Genomic DNA, 25,715 nt, shown 5'->3' with positions numbered 1-25,715 from the left:
CCGTCGCCTTGAATCCGGCATGTGATGTAGATCACATCTCAAATGCCTGAAACGCAAAGATATTTCAGGTCAACATACTCGTCGATGCCGTAGCGCGAGCCCTCGCGCCCGAAGCCGGACTGCTTGATGCCCCCGAAGGGGCTGACCTCGTTGGTGATGAGACCGGTGTTGATGCCCACCATGCCGTACTCCAGGCGCTCGGCCACCCGCCACACCCGCCCCAGGTCACGACTGTAGAAGTAGGCGGCCAGGCCATACTCGCCCGCGTTGGCCAGGGCGACGGCTTCCTCGTCGGTGGTGAAGCGCAGCACCGGCGACACCGGGCCGAAGGTCTCCTCGCGTGCGCACAGCATGTCCGGCGTCACGCCGGCCAACACCGTGGGGGCGTAGAAGCGGCCGCTTGGCGAGTGACCGCCCGTGACCAGGCGGGCGCCCTGCTGCAGTGCATCGGCGACATGGCGCTGTACCTTGGCCAGGCCGGCGTCGTCGATCAGTGGGCCCTGCTGCACGCCCTCGGCGAAACCATCGCCGAGCTTGATCGCAGCGGCACGCGCAGCCAGGCGAGCGACGAATTCGTCGTGGATGCCCGCCTGCACGATGAAACGGTTGGCGCACACGCAGGTCTGCCCCGCATTGCGGTACTTGGACTGGATGGCGCCGTCGACCGCGGCCTCCAGGTCGGCATCGTCGAACACGATGAAGGGCGCGTGTCCGCCCAGTTCCAGCGACAGGCGCTTCACCGTGGGCGCACATTGCGCCATCAGGATGCGCCCGACTTCGGTGGAGCCGGTGAAGGAGAGGTGGCGCACGAGCGGGCTGTCGCACAAGGCCTTGCCGATCGCCACCGAGTTCGGGCCATCGGCGGTCAGCACGTTCAGCACGCCATCCGGCATGCCGGCCTGGCGCGCCAGTTCGGCCAGGGCCAGCGCGCACAAGGGGGTCTGTTCGGCCGGTTTGATCAGGATCGTGCAGCCCGCCGCGAGTGCCGGTGCGACCTTGCGGGTGATCATCGCCACCGGGAAGTTCCACGGCGTGATCGCTGCACAGACACCGACGGCCTGGCGCAGCACCAGCAGGCGGCGGTCGGTGCTGGGCGAGGGGATCAGGTCGCCATAGACGCGCTTGGCCTCCTCGCCGAACCATTCGATGAAGGAGGCGCCGTAGACGACCTCGCCACGGGCCTCGGCCAAGGGCTTGCCCTGTTCGCGGGTGAGCAGGGCGGCCAACTCGTCGCGGTGGTCCAGGATCAACTCGAACCAGCGCCGCATGATGGCGCTCCGCTCGCGGGCCGGGCGGTCGCGCCAAGCGGGCAGGGCTTGCCGGGCTGCCGCGATGGCGTCGGGGACATGGCGGGCGTCGAGGTTGGCGACCTCGGCGATCAGCTCGTCGGTGGAGGGATTGTGCACGGCGAAACGCCCGGTGCCTGCCTGCCAGCGACCGGCGATGAAGGCGTCCTGGAACAGCAGACTCATGGTTTCTCTCGCAAAAAGTGCTTACATCGGTCCCGGCATCTTGATGGCCGCGGCTTCCAGGGCGAGGCGCATGCGTTCGCGGCTGTTGGCGATGTGCAACAGCATGGCCGAGCGCGCGGCCTCGGGGTCGCCGCGTTCGATGGCGTCAAAGATCTGGGCGTGTTCGTGGCGCACCCGGTCCACATGATCCTTGTTGAGCGGATTGGCTGCGCTACGTTCCGGGCGCGTGCGGCCGGCCAGCAACTGCACCAGCTTGCCCAGGAAGTCGACGAAATAGTTGTTGCCGGTGGCACGCGCGATGGCCATATGGAACTCGGCATCGACGGTACGGAAGCCGTGGCCGGCGGACAGCGCGATGTCCAGCGCGTGCAGGGTGGTGCGGATGTGGGCGATGCTGTCCGGGTCGTGGCGGCGTGCGGCGACGGCTGCCGCCTCGGATTCCAGGCCAAGACGGATGTCCATCGCGTTGACCACCTCGGTGACGGTGCGCGGTGCGGCGAACTCGACCCCGAAGGTGGGGCGCGGCGTGGTGGTCAGCACGAAGGCGCCCTGGCCCTGGCGCGTCATGATGCGTCCCGAGGCGCGCAGGCTGGAGGTGGCCTCGCGGATCACCGTGCGGCTGACGCCGTACTCCTCCATCAGTTGCTTCTCGGTGGGCAGGCGGTCGCCCGGCTTGAGCTGGCCGCTGTCGATCTTCTCCAGCAGGTCGTCTGCGACCTGGCTGGCGAGGCTTTCACCATGGGTGCCCGGCGGACTGCGATGTATCTGGTTCATCGTTGTGCGACTGCAAACGCTCGGATTGGGACAATGCACAAGGGGCCTTGAAGGCCCCTGTGCAGACGTTTGGCTGGTAGCGCCGGATCAGTGGGCGGTACTGCCGTCGATGGTGCGCGGATGGGCACGGCCGGTGATCAGCCGGCGCAGTTCCCGCGCCAGATCGCGCAACGCATAGAGCAGCATGATAGCCGACGAGATCGGCATGCATGCATACATCACGGACTTGGGAATCTGGAACACCGTGGACAGTTCCGAGGCGCGCATCACCAGCTGGATGGAGTACCACCAGAAAACGCCCAGGAACAACACGCACAAGGCTTGTACGAGTAGGCGATAGAACGCGCGTGCGCGTTCGCCCGGTAATAGGCCGGATAACCAGTCGCCCACGCTGAAGTGCCCACCGCTCGCCCAGACCGCCGCCGCACCGTAGAACACCAGGGCGGCGTAGATCAGCTCCAGGATCTCGTCGAACCAGTGCATCGAGAACAGCGGTACGAAACGCAGCAGGATGTTGGCGCTGAGCAGCAGGGTCAGCAACGCGAACAACACGATGCACAGCCACTTGAGCGTGGCAACGATGCCACGGTCGAAGGCGGCGAACAGGGAAGACAAGGTTTGCATGAGCAGCCTCACATGAAATGGCGCGGAACGTAGAGCGCGATGTCGGGCACGAAGGCGATCAGGATCGTGACCGCCAGAATGCAGACCAGATAAGGCCAGGATTCGCGCGCCAGTGGCCACACCCCGACGCGCGCGAAGCTGTCGACGGCAAACAGGCACATGCCGACCGGCGGCGTGAGGTTGCCGATCATGATCAGCAAGGTCATGACTACGCCGAGATTGACCAGGTCGATGTTGAACATTGCGGCCATGGGCATGAAGATCGGCAGCGTGATCAGGAAGATCGCATTGCCCTCCAGGAAGCAGCCCAGCACCAGCACGATGCCGATGATGATCCACAGCACATCCGAAGGCCCCGCTGACAGGCTGGCAAGCGACATGATGATGGCATCCGGGATCTTCTGGTGGATGGTCAGCCAGCCGAAGAAGTTGGCTGCGGCGATGATGAATAGCAGGCCCGTCGTCTGCTTGATAGAGAGGAACAGAATGCCCGGCAGGTCACGCCATTTCAGATCGCGGTAGAAGAAGCCAAGGGCGAGCGCATAAAGCGTGGTCACCACGGCCGCTTCGGTCGGGGTGAAGAAGCCGGACAGGATGCCGCCGATGATGATCACCGGGGCGAGCAAGGGCAGGAAGGCCTCCTTGATGCTCAGCACGACCTCATGCCAGTTCGCGCGTGTTGAACGCGGCAAGCCTCGCGGCTTGGCCATCAATGCGATGGCGATCATCATCGCGAGCCCCATCAGCACACCCGGCAGAAAGCCGGCCATGAACAACTGGGCCACCGATACCCCGGTGATCGCACCGTAGAGCACGAAGGGAATCGAAGGCGGGATGACCGGGCCGATGGTCGAGGCCGCGGCCACGATGGAGGCCGACACCACCGGCTTGTAACCGTTATCCACCATCGCCTTGTGCTGGATCTGTCCGAGACCGGCCGCGTCGGCCACGGCCGAGCCCGACATGCCGGAGAAGATCATCGAAGAGATGACGCTCACCTGGCCCAGCCCGCCCGGCACATGCCCGACCAGCGCCTTGGCGAAGCGGAAGATGCGGTTGGTGATGCCGCCGGTGTTCATCAGGTTGCCGGCGAGAATGAAGAACGGAATGGCCAGCAGTGTGAAGCCGGTGGTGCCCGAATACATGCGTTGCGGCAACATGGCCAGGAACATCCCTTGTCCCAGGCCGACGAAGAACACGACGGCGGTGAGACCGATCGCGATGGCAATGGGGAGGTCGATCAACAGGGCGAGCAGCAGCACCCCGAAAATGGCAAGGGTCAACATCGTGAGAGGTCTCCAGGGGCTGCGCGCGCAGCCCTCACAGGTCGCAGGGCGATGCAAGAAGGGCGCTCCGTGGAGCGCCCCTTGATGCTTACTTGCTGTTCTTTTCGACCATGTCCATGAAGGTCTTGAAGTTGGCCTCACCCACGTTCGCCTTGATCTTGGCGTAGGCCGGCCCCATGGCCGCCTTGAAGGGGCCAAGGTCGGGCGTGGCGATCTGCACGCCCAGCTTCTTCATCTCGTCGATCTGTTTCGCCTCGTTGTCGCGTACCAGTTTGCGCATCAGCTTGCTGGAACTGTCCGACTCCTCGCGGATGATCGCCTGCTGCTCCTTGCTCAAACCGTCCCAAACCTTCTTGGACATCACGTGCGTCATCGAGCTGTAGGTGTAGTTCACCATCGAGATGTACTTCTGTGACTCGTACAGTTTCAGGTCGTAGATCACCGCGATCGGGTTCTCCTGACCGTCGACCACGCCCGTGCGCATGGCCATCACCAGCTCGGAGAAACCAATGGTCTGCACCTGACCACCCAGCGCGTCGATGGTGGCCTGATAGGTCAGGGCCGGAGGGGTGCGGATCTTGAGCCCCTTGAGGTCTTCCGGCTTCATGATCGGACGCTTGGAATTGGTGATCTGACGGAATCCCCATTCCCAGCTCGATAGATAGACGAGACCAATCTTCTCCAGCTCAGGCGCAGCCCATTTCTTGAAGTCACCATCCAGCACCTTGTCGGCCATCGCATAGTCCTTGAAGGCGAACGGGATGCCGGCGGTGTCGAACAGTTTTACATGCTTGGCCAACTGGTCCTGGCCCGACAGGCTCATGTCGATCACACCCATGATGGCCTGCTCCAGCACCTCGGGGGGGTTGCCCAGGGCATTGTTGGGATAGACAGTGACCTTGATCGCGCCGTTGGTGCGCTTGGACACATTGTCGGCAAACTGCTTGGCGGCAACGGTGGCAGGGTGGTTTTCCGGGCCGAAGTGCCCCAGCTTCATCTCCACCACTTTCTGTGCCTGGGCAGCCGAGATGCCGGCAGCAAGCAACAAAGAGACGACTACTGCGTGAACTTTTTTGTTCATCAAGTCTTCCTCCTCTGAATCGTGCCCGGGGTTCGGGATGAGCCCTGGCTACGCAATCTCACGGCGGGCGGTGGGTGCCATCACGCGTTTCGTCTGGCAACTGCAGGCGCAGGCTGTCCGAGCGTCTCCGCCGGCTGGTGCGGGACCGATGCTACAAGTTGTCAGGCCACTTCCTATTGGGGTTTCCGCTAGCACACAGGCGACAAATGCGTGGCGCTTGTCATGCCTCAACTTGGCAGGTGGGAGAGGGAGTCGCGTAGGCAATCTGGCGTCCAGGCCAGGCCGGCCGTGCAGAGAAGAAGGGAAGGGGGAGGGGAAGGACAAGGGAAAAACAGGCGAAAAAAAGCCGGCCACGAAGGCCGGCTTTTTTGCACTCTCAGCTCGGGCAAATTACTTGCCAGCGGCGGCCGAAGCGTCGGCAGCCGGAGCGGACATATCGGCAGCGGGAGCGGACATGTCGGCAGCCGGAGCGGACATATCAGCAGCCGGAGCGGAAGCTTCGACAGCAGCAGGAGCAGCAGCCGGCGCTTCGACGGCGGGAGCCGGCTCTTCCTTCTTGCCGCAAGCGGAGACGGCCAGAGCGATCAGGGCAGCGACGAGGAGAGATTGTTTCATTTTTGGTTTCCTTGCGAAATGAGCAGTAATACGAGCGGTGAGCAAATTTGTCTTTCCGATCGGACCGACCAAGCTTCTTGCTTTCGGCCGACTCATAATTATAGCGATCGGATCAGAAAAAAGTCATTAGGTACAACATGCTGGCATTATCCCTTATCCAGGATGAGGAACCCGTCGCCATGCCAGGCATGGAGGAGCGCCAGCGTGGCGTCGTCGAGCGGGCATGCCGGCGGCAGCCGCCGGCTGTTGGCCAGTTGGCGCAGGATGGCGGCATTGGCCACGGCGCTGACCTGCTCGCCATTGATAAAGAACAGCTTGCCGCGGTAGAGCAACTGGCTGCGCCGGTCGAGCCTGAGTCCGTGCCGTGCCGCCGCCTTGCGGAACGCCGCCAGCCCCGGCGTATGCTCGGGTGGATCGAAATAAACCTGCGGCTTGGGCTCGGACAGGTACTCGCCGAGGAAGCGCAACACGTCCTGGCGTGACCAGCGGATGGCCTCCAGCATGTCGCCCACGCGCTCGATCATCTGGTCGGAGATTTGCGCCGGTTGCCTGCTGAAAGCCAGGTCCGGATCGGCGTACCGGCCCGCAGGCTCCAGCTTCTGTTCCAGGTAGTACAGAAATTCGACGACCAGTTCGCGCGCGGCCGGCGCGCGGAAACCGATCGAATAAGTCGTGCATTCGCCAATCGCCACCCCGTCATGGGCGTAGCGCGGCGGCAGGTAGAGCATGTCGCCAGGCTCCAGCACCCATTCCTGGCTGGGTTTGAAGTGCTTGAGGATCTTCAGCGGGGCGTCTTCCACCAGCGCGAGGTCGCGCTGCGCACCGATGCGCCAGCGGCGCCGGCCCTGGCCTTGCAGCAGGAACACGTCGTAGGAGTCGAAATGCGGGCCGACGCCTCCGCCGTCGGTGGCGTAGGACACCATCAGGTCGTCCAGGCGGGCGTAGGGCAGGAAGTCGAAGCGGCGCAGCAGCGCATCGGCGTCGTCGCGCAGCAGATTCAAGCCCTGCACCAGTACCGTCCACGGGCCGGACTTGGGGAAATCGCGCCGGCCCAGCGGGCCATGCGTGAGTTGCCAGGCGCCTTGTGCGTCATGGCGGATCAGGCGGGATTCCGTGTCCTCGTGGCAGGCCAGTTCGCGGATCTCGGCCGGGCTGACCAGGCCGTTGAAGCCCGGAACGGCCTGGCGGACCAGCAGGGGGCGCTTGTGCCAGTACTCGGCGAGGAATTCCTGCGCCGTGATGCCGCCCAGAAGTGTCTGAATCATTTCGCGTTTTTTCTCTCTGGAAGCTACAATCGCCGGCTTTTTCCCCGGCAGGCCGACAGGAGTATCCCATGCCCATCGCGACCATCGAATCGCTGGACCACGAAGGTCGCGGCGTGGCCCGTGTGGAGGGCAAGGCGATCTTCATCGAGGGCGCCCTGCCGCGCGAGCGGGTGGAGTACTCCAGTTACCGCCGCAAGCCCAACTTTGAGCAGGCGACGGCGACGCAGATCCTCCACGCCTCGTCCCAGCGTGCCGCGCCGGCCTGCCCGCACTACGGCATGTGTGGCGGGTGCACCATGCAGCATGTGGAGATCGGTTCCCAGGTCGCCGCCAAGCAGCGGGTGCTGGAGGATGCGTTCGCGCATATCGCACGGTTGCGCCCGGAGAGCATGGACGCGCCGATCTACGGGCCGACCTGGGGCTATCGCTTCCGAGCCCGGCTGGCGGTGCGCATGGTGCCCAGCAAGGGCGGGGTGCTGATCGGTTTTCATGAGAAGAAAAGCAGCTACATCGCCGATCTGCGCTCCTGCGAAGTGCTGCCACGGCAGGTGTCAGAGCTGCTGGTGCCCCTGCGCGGACTGGTCGAGAGCCTGTCGGCGCCGGACCGCCTGCCGCAGATCGAGATGGCGGTCGGTGACGACCGCACGGTCCTGGTCCTGCGTCATCTGTTGCCGCTGAGCAAGCAGGATGAACGCAAGCTGCTGGCCTTTGGCGAGCAGCACGGAGTGTCGATGTGGGCCCAACCCGGCGGGCCGGACTCGGCGCATCCGCTGCGTACGGGCGAGTCACCCTACCTGACTTACTCCTTGCCCGAATTCGGCGTGCAACTGCGTTTCAAACCGACCGATTTCACCCAGGTCAACGTACATACCAACCGCCTGCTGATCCGGCGTGCGCTGCAGATGCTGGACCCGCGCCCCGGCGAGCGCATTGCCGACCTGTTCTGCGGCCTGGGCAACTTCACCCTGCCCATCGCACGCAGTGGCGCCAAGGTGGTGGGCGTGGAGGGGAGTGGTGTGCTGACGCGGCGGGCTGGTGAGAACGCGCAGGCCAATGGGTTGGCGGCGGCCTGTCGCTTCGAGGTGGCCAACCTGTTCGAGGCGACGCCGCAGAGCCTGCGTGCGCTGGGACCGCTGGACAAGATGTTGGTCGACCCGCCGCGCGACGGTGCGATCGCAGTGGTCAAGGCGCTCGACGAGGCCTCGCCGCGCCGCATCGTCTATGTCTCCTGCAACCCGGCGACCCTGGCCCGCGACGCAGCCATCCTGGTGCACAGCAAGGGCTACCGCCTCAAGCGCGCCGGTGTGGCCAACATGTTCCCGCATACCTCACACGTCGAATCGGTGGCGCTGTTCGAGCGCGATTGAAATCGAGCGGGTGGCAAACAAAAAGGGCGACCGTGGTCGCCCTTTTTGCTGCGTCGGAGGCGAAACTTCAGTGCTCGGCCGCCTCGTTCTTGGTCAGCAGCACGTGCTGCACCAGCTCGGCCAGCGAGTTGGCACCCATCTTCTCCATCACGCGGGCGCGGTGCACTTCCACCGTCTTGATGCTGATGCCCAGTTCGTCGGCAATCTGCTTGTTGAGCCGGCCGGCCACGATCAGTTCCAGCACCTCGCGCTCGCGTGGGGTCAGGCCCTCGATGCGGCGCTGGGCGTCGGCGCCCTGGCGGGCGTGGGCGCGGTCGGCCTTTTCGCGTGCCAGGCACTGGCTGATGAGGTTCAGCATGTCCTGGTCGTGGAAGGGCTTCTCGATGAAGTCGAAGGCGCCTTTCTTGAGGGCTGAGACGGCCATGGGTACGTCGCCGTGGCCAGTGATGAAGATCACCGGCAGCGTGGAGTGCTGGGCCTTGAGTTTCTCGTGCAGTTCAAGCCCGCTCATGCCGGGCATGCGGATATCCAGTACCAGGCAGCCGCGCATGTCGGCGTTGTAGGCACCCAGGAAGGCTTCCGCCGAAGGGTAGGAGGCGACCTTCAGCCCGGTGGATTCGAGCAGCCATTCCAGCGAATCGCGCAGCGCATCGTCATCATCGATGATGTGCACCAGTTGGTCCGGGTCCACGCCTTCAGGCATCAACAGGTTGTTGCTCAAGATGGGTCTCCAACGGAAGCGTAAAGCGGAAGATACAACCTCCGGCCGGGTTCGGGTCAACCCAGAGCCGGCCGTTATGGAATTCAATGATGGAGCGACAGATGTTGAGGCCCATCCCCATGCCTTCCTGCTTGGTGGTGAAGAAGGCGGAGAAAAGGTGCTCGCGGTCCTTGTCGGCGATGCCGTGGCCGAAGTCGGTGACGGCGACTTCGACCATGCCGTCCTTGCACTCGGCCGTCAGGCTCACCACGCGTCGCTCCTGGGGCTGGCCGTGCTCGGCCTCGGCCGCGTTCTTGATCAGGTTCAGCAGCACCTGTTCGACCTGGATGCGGTCGGCATAGACCAGCGGCAGTTCGGCGCCGATGCGGGCGTCGATGCGCACGCCGAGGCGACGCGCTTCGATCTCGGCAATACCCAGGGCGTCCTCGGTGATCTCGGCCAGGCTTACGCCGCTGCGCTTGGGCTCACTCTTGCGCACGAAGTCGCGCACCCGGCGCACGATCAGGCCGGCGCGCGCGGCCTGCGCATTGGCTTTTTCCATCGCACCGAGAATGTCCTCATGCCGGTAGCTGCCGCTCTGCAGCCGGTTGACGCAACCCTTGCTGTAGTTGGCGATGGCTGACAGCGGCTGGTTCAGTTCGTGGGCCAGCGTGGACGCCATCTCGCCCATGGTCACCAGGCGTGAGGTTCGCGCCAGGCGGGCCTCCTGCTCGCGGTTGAGGTCTTCGATGCGCTTGAGGTCGGTGATGTCGGTGGCGACCACCAGGCGCACGATGCGTCCGTCGACCCAGCGCGTGGCGCGCTCGCGCACGTGGTACCAGCGGCCGGAGGCGTGACGCAGTTCGCCATCGTAGAGTTCGCGTGGCAGTTCTTCCGGGCGCAGGGCGGCGAGGTCGGGGTCCGGCGCGGCACCGGGGTGGCGGTTGGCGAGCAGGTCCAGCGCGTTGTGGCCGACCAGGTGCCCCTCGTCGTCGTCATGGAAGGCGCGGTTGGCATACAGCAGCTCGCCGGACTTTACGTCGAGCACCGACACGGCGGCGTCCAGGCCGTCCAGCACCGCGGTGAAGCGGTCGTAGGCGGCTTCCAGTTCGGCGCGGGCGCGGCGTGAGTCGGTGATGTCGGCCATCGAGGACATCCAGCCCGTCTGCACGCCCAGGTTGTCGATCAGCGGCGAGATGGTCCAGCGCACATCGGCGAGGCGCCCGTCCTTGTTCTGGATGCGGACCTCGAAGCCGTCCTTGGGGGCTTGTCCGGACAGGCTGCGCGCCAGGTACTGCCAGTGCAGTTGTAGGTCTTCGCGCGGCCAGTAGGGGAAGGGCGGGTCGGCGCCGATCATCTTTTCGGGCGGCAGGCCCACCATGTCACAGAAGGCCCGGTTCACGTAGATGATGCGGCCCTTCATGTCCATGGCCTGCAGGCCGGTGGACACGGATTCCTCCATCGCGCGGCGGAAGGCCGATTCAGCGCGCAAGGCTTCCTCAATGGCCTTGCGCCCCGAGATGTCGTGCGCCACAGCGTAGATGAGGCGACGCGCCGGTACCGGGTTGGCGCTCCACGACATCCACTTGAAGGTGCCGTCGCCGCAGCGGCAGCGCACCTCGAAGCTGGTGGGCCATCCCTGGGCCAGCGACTTGAGCTGCGCCACCACGATGTGAATGTCTTCCGGGATCACGATGTCGGTGATCGACTTCTCAATCAGATTGTCCGGCTTCTGGCCCAGCACATTCAGGAAGGCCGGATTGGTGCGGCGGAAGCGGCCATCCAGTGAGATCACGCACAGCAGGTCCAGCGACAGCGAGATGATCTGTTCCAACTCGCCTTCTGCGGCTTCGGCGCGCAGGTTGTGCTCGCGCGTGACCCACAGGGTCCAGGCCGAGATGCCCAGCACGCTGCCGAGGATCAGGATGGCCATGAAGTTCAAGCCGGTCTGGCCCAGCAGGTGGAAGGGCAGGGTGCCGAAGGAAATGAGCGCGATGGCCAGCACGGCACCCAGGCCGACATGAATCAGCGGCCGCCAGCGACGGGCGTTGGCACCCGTTCGATCCTGCAAGGCAGTTACAGCCATAAGGGGGATGTTTGTATGTGCGGTTCGACGAACCGATGTTCCGATTTTCTGGGCCGCCGCACAAGCACGTCATCGGGTCTAACCCTAGCGTGGGCGCGGCTTTGCGCAGGCTCGCACGGCGCGCGCGGTGCGCCCGGAAAAGGAGCGGGCAGACAGGCTTGTCGCCGTTGTGCAGCGCAACATGCTGATTCCCAAGCTATTTTCACTTTTCCGCGCGAGCGTTGTTGTTGCATAATGTGAGTAACTATTTTATATAGTGAAATCGACGGGTTTATTGCCTGGCGCGGTTTGGGCTAAGTTCGAGGCTCGAAGCGCGCGGGCATTACCTGACCCGCGCAGTTGAACGTCGTGGAATCCCGACGAACGCTCCACTCCCCCGGCGCGTGTCGTTGCAGCAGCCCTCACCGTGCTTGCCCCGATCACGGTGATCCTGATAACTGAGAGCTAGGAGAAGCAAGATGGCGGCATTGCCCCATGTGCTCCTGCAGTCCGATCCGGACGCGCGGGAAACCCAGGAATGGTTGGAAGCGCTGGACGGAGTGATCAAGCACGAAGGTCCGGAGCGCGCCCGTTACCTCATCGAGCGTCTGATCGACGATGCCCGCGACGAGGGTCTGCTGATTCCCTACAGCGCCAATACGCTGTACCTCAACACCATCACGACTGCCGAGCAGCCGAACTATCCGGGGGACCCGGAGATCGAGCAGCGCATCCAGGCCTACCTGCGCTGGAATGCCATGGCCATGGTGGTGCGCGCCAACAAGCACACCAACGTGGGTGGCCACATTGCCTCCTATGCTTCTTCTGCCACGCTGTATGACGTGGGCTTCAACTGGTTCTGGAATGCGCCGCACGAGGGGCATGAAGGCGACCTGATCTTCTTCCAGGGTCACTCGATTCCCGGCATCTACGCGCGCGCCTTCCTGCTTGGACGCCTGACCGAGGAGCAACTGGACAGCTTCCGCCAGGAGACTTCGGGCAAGGGCCTGTCGTCCTATCCGCACCCCTGGCTGATGCCGGACTTCTGGCAGTTCCCGACCGTCTCGATGGGCTTGGGTCCGCTGCAGGCGATCTACCAGGCCCGCTTCATGAAGTACCTGCAGGACCGCGGCGTGTCGAAGACCGACAACCGCAAGGTGTGGGCCTTCATGGGTGATGGCGAGATGGACGAAGTCGAGTCCATGGGCGCGATCGGCGTGGCCGGCCGCGAGAAGCTCGACAACCTCGTGTTCGTCATCAACTGCAACCTGCAGCGCCTGGATGGCCCGGTGCGCGGCAACGGCAAGATCATCCAGGAACTGGAAGCCGAATTCCGTGGCGCCGGCTGGAACGTGATCAAGCTGATCTGGGGCTCGCATTGGGATGCCCTGTTCGCACGCGACAAGAAGGGCCTGCTGAAGAAGCGCATGCTCGAAGTCGTCGACGGCGAGTACCAGACCTTCAAGTCGAAGAACGGGGCCTACGTGCGCGAGCATTTCTTCAACTCGCCCGAGCTGAAGGAGCTGGTTGCCGACTGGACTGACGATGACATCTGGAAGCTCAACCGTGGCGGCCATGACCTGTTCAAGGTCTTCGCGGCCTACAAGACGGCGGTCGAGACCAAGGGCCAGCCGACCCTGATCCTGGCCAAGACCATCAAGGGCTTCGGCATGGGCGAGTCGGGCGAGGCGCAGAACATCAGCCACCAGCAGAAGAAGATGTCGCTGGACGCGCTGCGTGCCTTCCGCGACCGTTTCCACATCCCCGTCTCCGACGACAAGCTGGAAGAGATGCCCTACATCAAGTTCGAAGAGGGCTCGCCCGAACTGAACTACATGCGCGCCCGCCGCATGGATCTGGGCGGCTACCTGCCGGCGCGTCGCCGCAAGGCCGAGTCGTTGGAAGTGCCGAAGCTGGAAGCCTTCGATGCACTGCTGAAGTATTCCGGCGAAGGGCGTGAGATTTCCTCCACCCAGGCCATCGTGCGCATGTTCAACATCCTGTTGAAGGACAAGGCGATCGGCAAGTACGTCGTGCCCATCGTGGTCGACGAGTCGCGCACCTTCGGCATGGAAGGCATGTTCCGCCAGTACGGCATCTGGAACCAGGAAGGCCAGAAGTACATCCCGCAAGACCATGACCAGCTCATGTTCTACAAGGAGGTCAAGGACGGCCAGATCATGCAGGACGGCATCAACGAAGCCGGCGCCATGGCTGACTGGCTGGCTGCGGCGACGGCCTACTCGGTGCACGGCGTGCCGATGATTCCGTTCTACATCTTCTACTCGATGTTCGGCCTGCAGCGCACGATGGACCTGTGCTGGGCTGCGGGTGACTCGCGTGCCCGTGGCTTCCTGATCGGCGGCACGGCCGGCCGTACCACGCTGAACGGCGAAGGCCTGCAGCACGAGGATGGCCACTCGCACGTGCTGGCGCACACCATCCCGAACTGCATCAGCTACGACCCGACCTTCTCGTTCGAACTGGCGGTGATCTTCCAGGACGGCCTGCGTCGCATGTACCAGGACCAGGAGGATGTGTACTACTACATCACCGTCATGAACGAGAACTACGAGCACCCCGAGATGCCGGCAGGCGTCGAGCAGGACATCGTCAAGGGTCTCTACAAGTTCAAGGATGGTGGCAAGAGCAAGGGCCCGCGCGTGCAACTGATGGGCTCGGGCACGATCTTCCGCGAAGTCATCGCGGCCGCCGATCTGCTCAAGGCAGACTGGGGTGTCGAAGCCGACATCTGGGGCGCACCCAGCTTCAACGAACTGGCCCGTGATGGTCAGGACGTGGCGCGCTGGAACATGCTGCATCCGCTGGACACGCCGCGCGTTTCGCACGTGGAAGCCAAGCTCAAGGGCACGCAGGGCCCGGTCGTCGTGGCGACCGACTACATCCGCCTGTATGCCGAGCAGATCCGTCCCTACGTGCCCAACAAGTACGTGGTGCTGGGCTGCGACGGCTTCGGTCGCTCCGATACGCGCGAAGCGCTGCGCAACCACTTCGAGGTCGACCGTCGCTGGGTCACCGTGGCGGCCCTGTCCGCCCTGGCCGCCGACGGCAAGATCGAGAAGGAAAAGGTTGCCGCCGCGATGGTCAAGTACGGCATCGACCCGAACAAGCCGAATCCCCTGCATGCGTGACAAGTGATGCGTGACACGTGATGCGCCGGTCTGCCGACCGGCGCATCACTGCTCAACCATCACCCATCACTTGAGGAAAAGACAATGAGTCAGCTCATCGAAGTTAAAGTGCCCGACATCGGCGATTTCCAGGACGTGCCGGTGATCGAGGTGTTCGTGAAGGTCGGCGACACGATCAAGGTGGACGACGCGCTTGTGACGCTGGAGTCCGACAAGGCCACGATGGAAGTGCCGTCTTCGGCCGCCGGTGTGGTCAAGGAAGTGAAGGTCAAGGTCGGCGACCGCGTGGGCGAAGGTGCTGTGGTGGTCGTGGTGGAGGCCGCCGGTGCCGCAGCCGTTCCGGCTCCGGCTGCCGCAGCCTCGGCGCCCGCTGCTGCGCCGGCCCCTGCCGCCGCGCCAGCGCCCGTGGCGGCTGCGCCTGCCGCCGTTGGCGCCATCGAAGTGAAAGTGCCCGATATCGGCGACTACAAGGACGTGCCGATCATCGAACTGCATGTGAAGGTCGGCGACACGATCAAGGTCGATGACGCCATCGCCACGCTGGAGTCCGACAAGGCCACGATGGACGTGCCCTCGACGGCGGCCGGCGTGATCAAGGAACTGCGCGTGAAGGTCGGTGACCGTGTCGCCGAAGGTGCGGTGCTGATCGTGGTGGAAGGTGCCGTCTCCGGCGCCGCCGCGCCTGCTGCCGCTCCCGCCCCGGCTCCAGCCGCTGCGGCTCCTGCGCCGGCGGCTGTTTCGGCACCGGCCGCGGCGCCCGTCGCTGCGCCGGTGGCGACCGCACCGGCCGGCAAGGCGGCACACGCCAGCCCGGCCGTGCGTCGCTTTGCGCGCGAACTGGGTGTCGACATCACCCTGGTGCCGGCGACCGGCCCCAAGGGCCGCATCCTGCAGGAAGATGTGCAGAACTTCGTCAAGGGCGTGATGGCCCAAGTGGCGTCCGGCGCGGGTGCAACCCCGGTCGGCACGGCAGCCGGCGGCAATCTCGGCGGCCTCACCGTGCTGCCCTGGCCCAAGGTCGACTTCAGCAAGTTCGGCGGCATCGAATCGCAGCCGCTGTCGCGCATCAAGAAGATCTCGGGTGCCAACCTGCATCGCAACTGGGTGGTCATCCCGCACGTCACCAACCATGATGACGCTGACATCACCGACCTGGAAGCCTTCCGCGTGCAGATGAACAAGGAGCTGGAGAAGAGCGGCACCAAGCTCACCATGCTCGCGTTCATGATCAAGGCGGCGGTCGCGGCGCTGAAGAAGTTCCCGACCTTCAATGCCTCGCTCGATGGCGACAACCTGATCCTCAAGAAGTACTACCACATCGGTTTCGCGGCAGACACGCCGAACGGCCTGGTCGTGCCGGTGATCCGCGATGCGGACAAGAAGGGCGTCATCGAGATCGCCAAGGAAATGGGCGACCTGGCCAAACTGGCGCGCGACGGCAAGCTCAAGCCCGACCAGATGCAGGGTGGCTGCTTCTCGATCAGCTCGCTGGGCGGCATCGGCGGTACCTACTTCACGCCGATCATCAACGCGCCGGAAGTGGCGATCATGGGCGTCTGCAAGTCGGCTACCAAGCCGGTGTGGGACGGCAAGCAATTCGTGCCGCGCCTGATCCTGCCGCTGTCGCTGTCCTGGGACCACCGCGTGATCGACGGTGCTGAAGCCGCGCGCTTCAACACCTATTTCGCCGGCGTGCTGCAGGATTTCCGCCGCGTGCTGCTCTGAGTCTGACGGAGAGCGATAGAAGATGAGCCAAATGATTGAAGTGAAGGTTCCCGACATCGGGGACTTCAAGGACGTGCCGGTGATCGAAGTGTTCGTGAAGCCGGGCGACACGCTCAATGTCGATGATCCGATCGCGACCCTGGAGTCCGATAAGGCGACCATGGAAGTGCCGTCGACCGCGGCCGGCACCGTCAAGCAGGTGCTGGTGAAGGTCGGCGACCGCGTGGCCGAGGGCGCCGTGCTGCTGATGCTGGATGCCGTCTCGGCCCCCGCAGCGAAGGCCGAAGCGCCTGCCGCCGCTGCAGCCCCGGCGCCAAGCGCACCGGCGGCGCCCGCCGTGGCGCCGACTGCTGGCAGCTACAGCGGCAAGGTCGACGTCGAATGCGAAATGCTGGTGCTGGGTGCTGGCCCCGGGGGTTACTCCGCCGCCTTCCGCTCCGCTGACCTGGGGATGAAGACGGTGTTGGTCGAGCGTTACGCCACCCTGGGTGGCGTGTGCCTGAACGTGGGCTGCATTCCGTCCAAGGCGCTGCTGCACGTCGCCAACGTGATTGACGAAGCCTCGCACTTCGCCAATGTGGGCGTGGCCTTCGATGCGCCAAAGATCGACATTGATCGCCTGCGTGCGCACAAGGAAAAGGTCATCGGCAAGATGAACACCGGCCTCGCCGGCATGGCCAAGGCGCGCAAGGTAGAGGTCGTGCGCGGCTACGGCAACTTCCTGGATGCTTATCACCTGGAAGTCGAGGTCACCGGCGGCAGCGGTCAGGAACGCACCGGCGAGAAGAAGGTCATCCGCTTCCAGAAGGCCATCATTGCCGCGGGTTCACAGGCGGTGAAGCTGCCCTTCTTCCCGGAAGACCCGCGCATCGTCGACTCCACCGGCGCACTGGAACTGCGCAGCGTGCCCAAGCGCATGCTGGTCGTCGGCGGCGGCATCATCGGCCTTGAGATGGCGACGGTGTACTCCACGCTGGGTGCGCGTATCGACGTGGTCGAAATGGGCGATGGCCTGATGCCGGGTGCGGACCGCGACCTGGTCAAGGTGTGGGAGAAGGAAAACCTGCACCGCTTCGACAAGATCATGCTGAAGACCAAGACGGTGGGCCTCACGGTGCGTCCGGACGGTCTGCTGGTCAAGTTCGAGGGTGAGCAGGCGCCGGCCGACGAGCAGAAGTACGACCTCGTACTGGTGGCCGTGGGCCGCAGCCCGAACGGCAAGAAGATCTCGGCCGAGAAGGCCGGCGTGATCGTCAATGAGCGCGGCTTCATCCCGGTCGACAAGCAGCAGCGCACCAACGTGCCGCACATCTTCGCCATCGGCGACATCGTGGGCCAGCCCATGCTGGCGCACAAGGGCGTGCATGAAGCACACGTGGCGGCCGAAGTGGCGGCGGGACAGAAGTCCTACTTCGATGCATCCGTCATTCCGGGTGTGGCTTATACCGAGCCGGAAGTGGCCTGGGTGGGTGTCACCGAATGGGAGGCCAAGGCGGCCGGTCGCAAGATCGGCGTGTCCAAGTTCCCGTGGGCGGCGTCGGGCCGTGCCGTTGCCAACGGCTGCGAGTACGGCTTCACCAAGCTGATCTTCGACGAAGAGACGCACCGCATCGTCGGTGGCGCCATCGTCGGCCCCAACGCGGGCGACATGATCGGCGAGATCGCGCTGGCCATCGAAATGGGTTGCGACCCGGTGGATATCGGCAAGACCATCCACCCGCACCCGACGTTGGGTGAGTCGATCGGCATGGCGGCCGAGGTGTTCGAAGGTACCTGTACTGACCTGCCGCCGATCAAGAAGCGCTGAGCCAATCGGCGGTTGTTGATCGAAACCGGCGCAGCTTGCTGCGCCGGTTTTTTTTGTGTCTGCTGCACGGTGTGCACCAGGCTTGTGTTTGGGGCTTTTACTGAGCGTGCAAGGAGTGAAATCAAGCTAAGATGGCGTTGTTGTGCGCCGCGACAAATTATTGCAATTGACGTGATGGGTCTTTGTCCGGCTGCCACAGTTTCTCCCCGAAGTCCTCTCTCTCAGGAGTCTGTGATGGAAAACGTTGTGATAGTGGGTGCAGTACGTACAGCCGTCGGCAAGTTCGGCGGTTCGCTCGCCAAGGTGCCAGCGGCGGAGCTGGGCGCCACCGTGATCCGAGCCCTGCTGGCCAAGACCGGCGTGAGCGGTGAGCAGATCAGCGAAGTGATCCTGGGCCAGGTGTTGACCGCGGGGGTGGGCCAGAATCCGGCGCGTCAGGCGGTGATTCGCGCCGGTCTGCCAGAGAGCGTGCCGGCCATGACCATTAACAAGGTGTGCGGTTCCGGCCTCAAGGCCGTGATGCTGGCGGCGCAGGCCATTCAGTGCGGTGACGCCGAGATCGTGATTGCCGGCGGGCAGGAGAACATGTCGGCCAGCCCCCATGTGCTCAATGGCTCGCGCGATGGTTTCCGCATGGGTGAGGCGAAACTGGTCGATACGATGATCGTGGATGGCCTGTGGGACGTGTACAACAACTTCCACATGGGTATCACGGCCGAGAACCTGGCCAAGAAATACGAGATCAGCCGCGAGGAGCAGGACGTCTTCTCGACCGCCTCGCAGAACAAGGCAGAGGCCGCGCAGGCTGCGGGCAAGTTCAAGGACGAGATCGTGCCGGTAGTGATTCCGTCCAAGAAGGGCGACATCGTGTTCGACACTGATGAGTTCATCAAGCAGGGCGCCACGCTGGAATCTCTGGCTAGCTTGAAGCCCGCCTTCGACAAGGCGGGAACCGTGACCGCCGGCAACGCTTCGGGCATCAATGATGGCGCGGCCGCGGTGCTGGTCATGAGCGAGAGCAAGGCCAAGGCCCTGGGCCTGCCGATCCTCGCGCGCATCAAGTCTTTCGCTTCGGCGGGGGTCGATCCGGCCATCATGGGTATCGGCCCGGCACCGGCCACGCGCCTGGCTCTGAAGAAGGCCAACTGGACGGCCGATCAACTCGACCTGGTGGAGGCCAACGAGGCCTTCGCCGCCCAGGCCTGTGCGGTCAACAAGGAACTGGGCTGGGACACCAGCAAGGTGAACGTCAATGGTGGCGCCATTGCCATCGGCCACCCCATTGGCGCCTCCGGCGCACGCGTCCTGGTCAGCCTGCTGCACGAGATGCAACGTCGTGACGCCAAGAAGGGCCTGGCTACCCTGTGCATTGGCGGTGGGATGGGCGTCGCGCTGGCGGTCGAGCGCTGAGTGGGCGCACGATGATGCTGTCGTAAGGAAAACGCCCCTCGCGGGGCGTTTTCGCTGGTGCCATGGCCTGTGTCCGGTCAAGGCTGCCTGCACCAATCAGGGGAATCGACGGCTGAGGCCTCGGGGCGACGATTCACCTGATTGGTGCGCCCTGCGGCAAAATCTTGCCGGGAGCCGTGGCATAGCTTTCGCTTGATACCCCCATCCACCGGCAACGAGGCCGGTGGCATCTAGAGCCAACGGAGCGGGACACATGACAGTGAAGCAGTTCTTCAACGAAATGTCGGAACCCACGGGCGAGATTCGAGCGCACTATGCCCGGTTTGCAGAATGGCTCAACACGATGCCGCCGCAGCGGCTGGCGGACAAGCGAGAGGCGGCCGATGCGCTGTTCCACCGCGTTGGCATCACCTTCGCCGTGTATGGCGAAGCCGAGGGGACGGAACGACTGATCCCCTTCGACGTCATCCCGCGCATCATTCCGGCGGACGAGTGGACCAAGCTGGGCGCGGGCTTGCGCCAGCGCGTGAAGGCGCTCAATGCCTTCATCCGCGACATCTACCACGACCAGGAAATCCTCAAGGCCGGCCACATCCCGCGCGAGCAGGTGCTGGGCAATGGCCAGTACCGCAAGGAGATGCAGGGCGTCGACGTGCCGGGCGACATCTACGCGCACATCGCGGGTGTCGACGTGGTGCGCGCCGGGGCTGGCGAGTACTACGTGCTGGAGGACAACCTGCGCGTACCCTCCGGCGTCTCCTACATGATCGAAGACCGCAAGATGATGATGCGGCTCTTCCCGGAGCTCTTCGCGCGCTATCGCGTGGCGCCGGTCGAGCATTACCCCGACATGCTGCTCGACACGCTGCGTGCCGTCGCGCAGCAGGGCGTCAGCGACCCGACCGTGGTGGTGCTGACCCCGGGCGCCTACAACAGCGCCTACTTCGAGCACGCCTTCCTGGCCCAGCAGATGGGCGTGGAGCTGGTCGAGGGGCGCGACCTCTTCGTACGCGGCGGCCACGTCTATATGCGCACCACGCAAGGCCCGCAGCGGGTGGACGTGATCTACCGCCGCGTCGATGATGATTTCCTCGATCCGCTGGCCTTCCGGCCCGACTCCATGCTGGGCGTGCCGGGCCTGCTGGATGTCTATCGTGAAGGCGGTGTGACGCTCGCCAATGCAATCGGGACGGGTGTGGCCGACGACAAGTCGATCTATCCCTATGTGCCCGAGATGATCCGTTTCTATCTCGGTGAGGAGCCGCTGCTCAACAACGTGCCGACCTACATGCTGCGCAAGAAGGAGGACCTGGATTACACCCTGGCCAACCTGGCCGACCTGGTGGTCAAGGAGGTGCACGGCGCAGGCGGCTACGGCATGCTGGTCGGCCCGGCTTCAACGAAGGAGCAGATCGAGGACTTCCGCAAGCGCATCCTCGCCGCGCCCGAGAAATACATCGCCCAGCCCACACTCTCGCTGTCGGCTTGTCCGACTTTCGTCGAGCGTGGCATTGCGCCGCGCCACATTGACCTGCGCCCCTTTGTGTTGTCCGGAAAAGAGATCCGTTTCGTGCCGGGCGGGCTGACCCGCGTGGCATTGAAGGAGGGCTCGCTGGTGGTGAATTCGTCGCAAGGCGGCGGCACCAAGGACACCTGGGTACTGGAACACTGAGGGAGCACCAAACATGCTGAGCCGTACCGCAGACCATCTTTACTGGTTCTCCCGTTACATGGAGCGCGCCGAGAATGTCGCGCGCATGCTGGACGTGAATTACCGCATGTCCCTGCTGCCGCAATCGCCTGCCGATGTGGAGCGCCAATGGCGTGCCGCACTGGACACCATGGGCCTGCTGGAACTGTATGAGTCCACTGGCGGCAAGCTGCATCCGGACCAGGTGATCCCCTTCATGGTGCTGGAACGCAGCAACCCTTCCAGCATATTCTGCTGCCTGCGTGCGGCACGCGAGAACGCCCACGCCGTGCGCGGCACGCTGACCTCTGAGTTGTGGGAGACCACCAACGCTACCTGGATCGCCATGCGCAGTTTCTCGGCCGCCGGGCTGGAAGGCGACGGCGCCAGTGAGTTTTTCGAGTGGGTCAAATTCCGCTCGCATTTGTCGCGTGGCGTCACCGTGGGCACCATGCAGCGCGACGAGTCGGTGTACTTCATCCGCCTGGGGACCTTCCTCGAGCGGGCCGACAGCACGGCGCGCATCCTCGACGTGAAGTTCCACGAGCTGGGCGCGCTCAGCAAGGCCGACGAGGCCGCCGAGTACTACCAGTGGAGCGCGATGTTGCGCTCGGTGTCGGCCTTCGAGATCTATCGCCGTGTCTATCGCGATGTGATCACGCCAGCGCGTGTGGCGGATCTGTTGATCCTGCGCCGCGACATGCCGCGCTCACTGGCCTGCTGTACCGACGAGGTTTATTCACTGTTGGAGCAGGTGTCCAACCAGCGCTCCGGCGAGACCGAGCGGCGGGCAGGGGAGTTGGCGGCGTCCCTGCGCTTCGGCCGCATCGAGGACATCTTCGCTGAGGGCTTGCACGACTACCTGACCGGCTTCATTGGCAAGGTCACGGACCTGGGTAACCGCATCTCCAACGACTTCCTCGTCCCCATCGCCTGAGCTAAGCTCAAGGAGCGCGGGCAGAAGCCTGCGCTCCCCAACGATTCTGGACTACACAATGACTTATTGCGTCGGCATGCTCCTCGATGCGGGGCTCGTCTTCCTGTCGGACTCGCGTACCAACGCGGGCGTCGACCACATCAGCACCTTTCGCAAGACCTTCGTCTTCGAGCGTCCGGGCGAGCGCGTGCTGGTGCTCATGACCTCGGGCAACCTGGCCATCACCCAGTCCCTGGTGTCCATCCTCAAGTCGCAGCTCAACGCTGGCGAGGACGTGGACAGCATCTATAGCGCGCGGAACATGTTCGATGCCGCGCTCCACGTCGGCAATACCCTGCGCGAGGTTCATCACCGCGATGCCGAGGGACTGGCTGCATTCAACATCGAGTTCAATGCCGCCATCATCCTGGGCGGGCAGATCAAGGGCGAAGCGCCGCGCTTGTTCACGATCTATGCGGCGGGCAACTTCATCGAGGCCACCCCCGAGACGACTTACTTCCAGATCGGCGAATCGAAGTACGGCAAGCCCATCATTGACCGCACCGTGACGCGCAAGATGCCGATGGAGGACGCGGTGAAGTCCGCGCTGATCTCTATGGACTCGACGATCAAATCGAATCTCTCGGTCGGCTTGCCGCTGGATCTGGTGTGTGTGCGCAGCGATGAGTACAAGGTCGGCCTGCACCAGTACATCGACTCGACGAATCCCTACTTCTCGGCCCTGCGCACGCGCTGGGGCGAGTCCCTGCGGCACGCCTTCGACGAACTGCCCAAGCCGGATTGGCTGAGCGGAATCTGACGCTCAGTAGGTTGTCTTGGCCTGACGTCGTTCCGCCAGCAGGCGCACCAGGGCGAGATGGCGACGCGGCGACATGCGGCCTTCGCTCACGGCTAGCCTTACCGCGCAGTCCGGTTCGTTCTCATGCTTGCAGTCGCGGAAGCGGCAGGTACCGAGGAAGCTGCGGATTTCCGGGAAAGCGGCCTCGATCTCGCCGATCCCCAGATGCGCGAGACCGAACATCTGTAGACCCGGGCTGTCGATCAGCGCGCCACCTTCCGGCAGATCGTAGAAGCGCGCATGCGTGGTGGTGTGCTTGCCGGAGTCCAGCACTTCCGAGATCTCGCGCGTCGGGGCTTCGGCTTCCGGAATCAATGCATTGGTCAGCGTCGACTTGCCCATGCCGGACTGACCCACCAGCAGGCTCACTTCACCTTGCAGGCGTGCGCGCAGCGGCGCCACGTCCTGCGTCGCCGCCAGTTCCAGCACCGGGTAGCCGATGGGCGGGAACTGCGCCAGTTGCTCGCGCGCGCGCTCCAGGTTCGCGGTCAGATCGCACTTGTTCAGTACGATCAGCGCCGGGATATCCTGCGACTCGGCCGCGCACAGGCAGCGCGAGATCAGATCGTCGTTGAAACCCGGTTCGGTGGCGACCACGATGACGACCTGTGTCAGGTTGGCCGCGATCAGCTTCTGCTTCCAGGCATCGGCCCGATACAGCAGGTTGCGGCGCGGCAGCAGGGTCTCGATGGCGCCCAGGCCGTCTCCGGCCGGCGAGAATTCCACCTCGTCGCCGCAGGCAAACACGCTCTTCTTGGCGCGCGGAAAGCACAGCAGGCTATGGCCGTCGTCCGTGCGCACTTCATATTGACGACCATGGGCGGCGACCACGCGGCCGCGCTGCAGACTCATTGGCCCTGGAGCCGCGCGATGCGGATCGCGGCCGGGGGGTGAGAATCGTAGAACAGCGAATGCAGTGGGTCGGGTGTCAGGGTCGCCGCGTTCTCCTTGTACAGTTTGACCAGTGCGCTGACGAGGTCGCTGGCTTGCGCCTGCTGGCTTGCGTAGGCGTCCGCTTCGAACTCATGCCGGCGGGACCACATACTGGTCAGCGGCGTCAGCGGGAACAGGAAGATCGGTAGCACCAGCGAGAACAGGATCAGTGCAACGGCGTTGTCCTGCGCCGTGACACCCAGTCCGGCATAGAACCAGGCTTGCTGGATCAGGGCGCCGAGCAGTGCCAGCAGCGCGAGGCTGGCTGTGCCCATGACCGCAATGCGCTTCCATAGGTGGCGATGCTTGAAGTGGCCTAGCTCATGCGCCAGCACGGCCTCCACTTCGGTGGGCTCCAGCGACTTGAGCAAGGTATCGAAGAAAACGATGCGCTTGCCCGCACCGAAGCCGGTGAAATAGGCGTTGCCATGCGCCGATCGCTTGGAGCCATCCATCACGAACAAGCCCTTGGAGCGGAAGCCGCAGCGGGCCAGCAGCGCTTCGACGCGCGCCTTGAGGCCGTCGTCCGCGAGTGGCTCGAACTTGTTGAACAGCGGCGCGATGAAGAGTGGATAGACCACCATCATGACCAGGTTCAGGCTTAGCCAGAATGCCCATACCCATAGCCACCAAAGGCTGCCCATCTGCTGCATCAGCCACAGCACGGCCCACAGGATGGGCACGCCCAGCAGCACGGCCAGCAGGGCTTGCTTGAGGGTGTCGGCAAGGAACAGGGCTGGCGTCATGCGATTGAAGCCGAAGAGCGCTTCGAGTTTGAAGGTGCTGTAGAGCGAGATCGGCAGGTCGACAATGAAGCCTGCGATGGCGAGCAGTCCGAACAGGGCTACCCCGTGCCACAGCCCACCTGCTGCGAAGACCTGTGCGGCCAATTCATACAGATATTGCAATCCGCCGCCCAGTGTCAGCACCAGCAGCCACAAGCTGGATACCACCAGATCGGTGCGTCCCAGCTTGCCCTTGGCCAGCGTGTAGTCAGCGGCCTTCTGGTGCTCATCCAGAGTGATACTGGTTGCGAACGCGGTGGGTACGGTCGTGCGATGTGCCGCCACGTGGCTGGCCTGGCGCAAACTCAACCACAGGCGCAAACCGACGTTGATGGCGAAGGCAAGCAGGAACAGCAGAGTAAAGCTGGATGCGTTCATGATCGGGAGGGGGCAGTGCATTCAGAGCGGGATGTGCGTGAGACAATCCGGCCTCTGAATCGTTTGGAGTGGCGCGTGAATGCGCCGGAATTATGGCACAGGACCAGAACTACCTCGTTTGGCTGGACATGGAGATGACCGGCCTGGAACCGGACCGCGACCGCATCATCGAGGTCGCCATGATCGTCACCGATCCGCAGCTCAATACCGTGGCAGAGAGCCCGGTGATCGCCGTGCATCAACCCGATGCCGTACTGGACGCGATGGACGAGTGGAACAAGAACACACATGGCCGCTCGGGCCTGATCGACCGCGTCAAGGCCTCGACCGTCGACGACGCGCAGGCCGAGCAGATCCTGCTGGAATGGATGAAGCAGTACGTGCCCTCGCGTACTTCACCCATGTGCGGCAACTCGATCGGGCAGGACCGCCGCTTCATGGCGCGCTGGATGCCCAAGCTTGAAGCCTATTTCCACTATCGCAACCTGGACGTATCCACCCTCAAGGAACTGGCGCGTCGTTGGAACCCCGAAGTGTTCAACGGTGTGCAGAAGCGCGGCGCGCATACCGCACTCGCCGATATCCTGGAGTCCATCGCCGAGCTGAAACACTACCGCGATAACTTCTTGCGCTTGCCGCCATCGGCTTGATGGCGCGCAGCAGGTTTGACAAGACTGATTCGCCCGCTATAATGCTTAGCTCTTCAGGCGCGTAGCTCAGTTGGTTAGAGCACCACCTTGACATGGTGGGGGTCGTTGGTTCGAGTCCAATCGCGCCTACCAAATTTTTGGACGGAGTTGAAAATGCTGTT

At 63.9% G+C, this 25,715-nt stretch carries 20 protein-coding genes and 1 tRNA gene; 10 read left to right on the top strand and 11 right to left on the bottom strand.

Going from position 1 to position 25,715, the window contains the following annotated elements:
• Positions 1-38: 38 nt before the first annotated feature.
• The 7 genes from NMB43_RS13875 to NMB43_RS13845 all read right to left on the bottom strand — a co-directional run bounded on the left by NMB43_RS13875 (position 39) and on the right by NMB43_RS13845 (position 7,117).
• Positions 39-1,472, bottom strand: a complete 1,434-nt coding sequence (locus tag NMB43_RS13875; RefSeq protein WP_494348754.1) for an NAD-dependent succinate-semialdehyde dehydrogenase — start codon at positions 1,470-1,472, stop codon at positions 39-41.
• A gap of 21 nt (positions 1,473-1,493) precedes the next feature.
• Positions 1,494-2,246, bottom strand: coding sequence for a FadR/GntR family transcriptional regulator (locus NMB43_RS13870; RefSeq protein ID WP_494348753.1), 753 nt, complete (start codon positions 2,244-2,246; stop codon positions 1,494-1,496).
• An 87-nt stretch (positions 2,247-2,333) separates the two neighbouring features.
• Positions 2,334-2,870, bottom strand: coding sequence for a TRAP transporter small permease (locus NMB43_RS13865; protein ID WP_494348752.1), 537 nt, complete (start codon positions 2,868-2,870; stop codon positions 2,334-2,336).
• 8 nt (positions 2,871-2,878) lie between these two features.
• Positions 2,879-4,156: a TRAP transporter large permease gene (locus NMB43_RS13860; protein WP_494348751.1), complete on the bottom strand. Its 1,278-nt coding sequence runs from the start codon at positions 4,154-4,156 to the stop codon at positions 2,879-2,881.
• An 88-nt stretch (positions 4,157-4,244) separates the two neighbouring features.
• Positions 4,245-5,237, bottom strand: a complete 993-nt coding sequence (locus NMB43_RS13855; protein ID WP_494348750.1) for a TRAP transporter substrate-binding protein — start codon at positions 5,235-5,237, stop codon at positions 4,245-4,247.
• Between the two features lie 390 nt (positions 5,238-5,627).
• On the bottom strand, positions 5,628-5,852 hold the full coding sequence (locus NMB43_RS13850; protein WP_494348749.1) for a hypothetical protein: 225 nt from the start codon (positions 5,850-5,852) through the stop codon (positions 5,628-5,630).
• 146 nt (positions 5,853-5,998) lie between these two features.
• Entirely contained in the window at positions 5,999-7,117 is a 1,119-nt protein-coding gene (locus tag NMB43_RS13845; protein WP_494348748.1) for a JmjC domain-containing protein, read from the bottom strand.
• Between the two features lie 68 nt (positions 7,118-7,185).
• Here NMB43_RS13845 and rlmD point away from each other — a divergent pair, with 68 nt between their 5' ends.
• Positions 7,186-8,484 (top strand): 23S rRNA (uracil(1939)-C(5))-methyltransferase RlmD, encoded by a 1,299-nt coding sequence (gene rlmD, locus NMB43_RS13840; protein ID WP_494348747.1) that lies wholly within the window; start codon positions 7,186-7,188, stop codon positions 8,482-8,484.
• 67 nt (positions 8,485-8,551) lie between these two features.
• Here rlmD and NMB43_RS13835 read toward each other — a convergent pair whose 3' ends face one another.
• Positions 8,552-9,187: a response regulator transcription factor gene (locus tag NMB43_RS13835; RefSeq protein ID WP_494352150.1), complete on the bottom strand. Its 636-nt coding sequence runs from the start codon at positions 9,185-9,187 to the stop codon at positions 8,552-8,554.
• Positions 9,180-11,270 carry a PAS domain-containing sensor histidine kinase gene (locus tag NMB43_RS13830; RefSeq protein WP_494348746.1) on the bottom strand — a complete coding sequence of 697 codons (2,091 nt, stop codon included), beginning with the start codon at positions 11,268-11,270 and terminating at the stop codon, positions 9,180-9,182. The genes NMB43_RS13835 and NMB43_RS13830 overlap by 8 nt, the downstream gene beginning before the upstream one ends.
• Positions 11,271-11,728: 458 nt before the next feature.
• Between NMB43_RS13830 and aceE the strand changes: the two genes are divergently transcribed.
• From aceE to NMB43_RS13795, 7 genes are all read left to right on the top strand, one after another.
• Entirely contained in the window at positions 11,729-14,401 is a 2,673-nt protein-coding gene (gene aceE, locus NMB43_RS13825) for a pyruvate dehydrogenase (acetyl-transferring), homodimeric type (protein WP_494348745.1), read from the top strand.
• A gap of 84 nt (positions 14,402-14,485) precedes the next feature.
• Entirely contained in the window at positions 14,486-16,126 is a 1,641-nt protein-coding gene (gene aceF, locus NMB43_RS13820) for a dihydrolipoyllysine-residue acetyltransferase (protein ID WP_494348744.1), read from the top strand.
• A gap of 22 nt (positions 16,127-16,148) precedes the next feature.
• Positions 16,149-17,933, top strand: coding sequence for a dihydrolipoyl dehydrogenase (gene lpdA / locus NMB43_RS13815; RefSeq protein ID WP_494348743.1), 1,785 nt, complete (start codon positions 16,149-16,151; stop codon positions 17,931-17,933).
• A 234-nt stretch (positions 17,934-18,167) separates the two neighbouring features.
• On the top strand, positions 18,168-19,343 hold the full coding sequence (locus NMB43_RS13810; protein WP_494348742.1) for an acetyl-CoA C-acetyltransferase: 1,176 nt from the start codon (positions 18,168-18,170) through the stop codon (positions 19,341-19,343).
• A 253-nt stretch (positions 19,344-19,596) separates the two neighbouring features.
• Positions 19,597-21,015, top strand: a complete 1,419-nt coding sequence (locus NMB43_RS13805) for a circularly permuted type 2 ATP-grasp protein (protein WP_494348741.1) — start codon at positions 19,597-19,599, stop codon at positions 21,013-21,015.
• Between the two features lie 13 nt (positions 21,016-21,028).
• The gene (locus NMB43_RS13800; protein ID WP_494348740.1) at positions 21,029-21,970 is read left to right on the top strand and encodes an alpha-E domain-containing protein; all 942 of its coding nucleotides are present in this window, start codon (positions 21,029-21,031) and stop codon (positions 21,968-21,970) included.
• Between the two features lie 58 nt (positions 21,971-22,028).
• Entirely contained in the window at positions 22,029-22,769 is a 741-nt protein-coding gene (locus NMB43_RS13795; protein ID WP_494348739.1) for a proteasome-type protease, read from the top strand.
• Positions 22,770-22,772: 3 nt separating this feature from the next.
• Here NMB43_RS13795 and rsgA read toward each other — a convergent pair whose 3' ends face one another.
• Both rsgA and NMB43_RS13785 read right to left on the bottom strand, forming a co-directional pair.
• Entirely contained in the window at positions 22,773-23,660 is an 888-nt protein-coding gene (gene rsgA / locus NMB43_RS13790; RefSeq protein ID WP_494348738.1) for a ribosome small subunit-dependent GTPase A, read from the bottom strand.
• Entirely contained in the window at positions 23,657-24,904 is a 1,248-nt protein-coding gene (locus NMB43_RS13785; protein ID WP_494348737.1) for a M48 family metallopeptidase, read from the bottom strand. Before NMB43_RS13785 ends, rsgA begins: the two co-directional genes overlap by 4 nt.
• A 92-nt stretch (positions 24,905-24,996) precedes the next feature.
• Here NMB43_RS13785 and orn point away from each other — a divergent pair, with 92 nt between their 5' ends.
• The gene (orn, locus tag NMB43_RS13780) at positions 24,997-25,554 is read left to right on the top strand and encodes an oligoribonuclease (protein WP_494348736.1); all 558 of its coding nucleotides are present in this window, start codon (positions 24,997-24,999) and stop codon (positions 25,552-25,554) included.
• A 55-nt stretch (positions 25,555-25,609) separates the two neighbouring features.
• A tRNA-Val gene (locus NMB43_RS13775) sits at positions 25,610-25,686 on the top strand.
• Positions 25,687-25,715 lie beyond the last annotated feature (29 nt).

The organism is Uliginosibacterium sangjuense (assembly GCF_059132465.1).
Note: the sequence above shows the minus strand (reverse complement) of the source record. Positions and strands in the feature narration are given on the sequence as shown.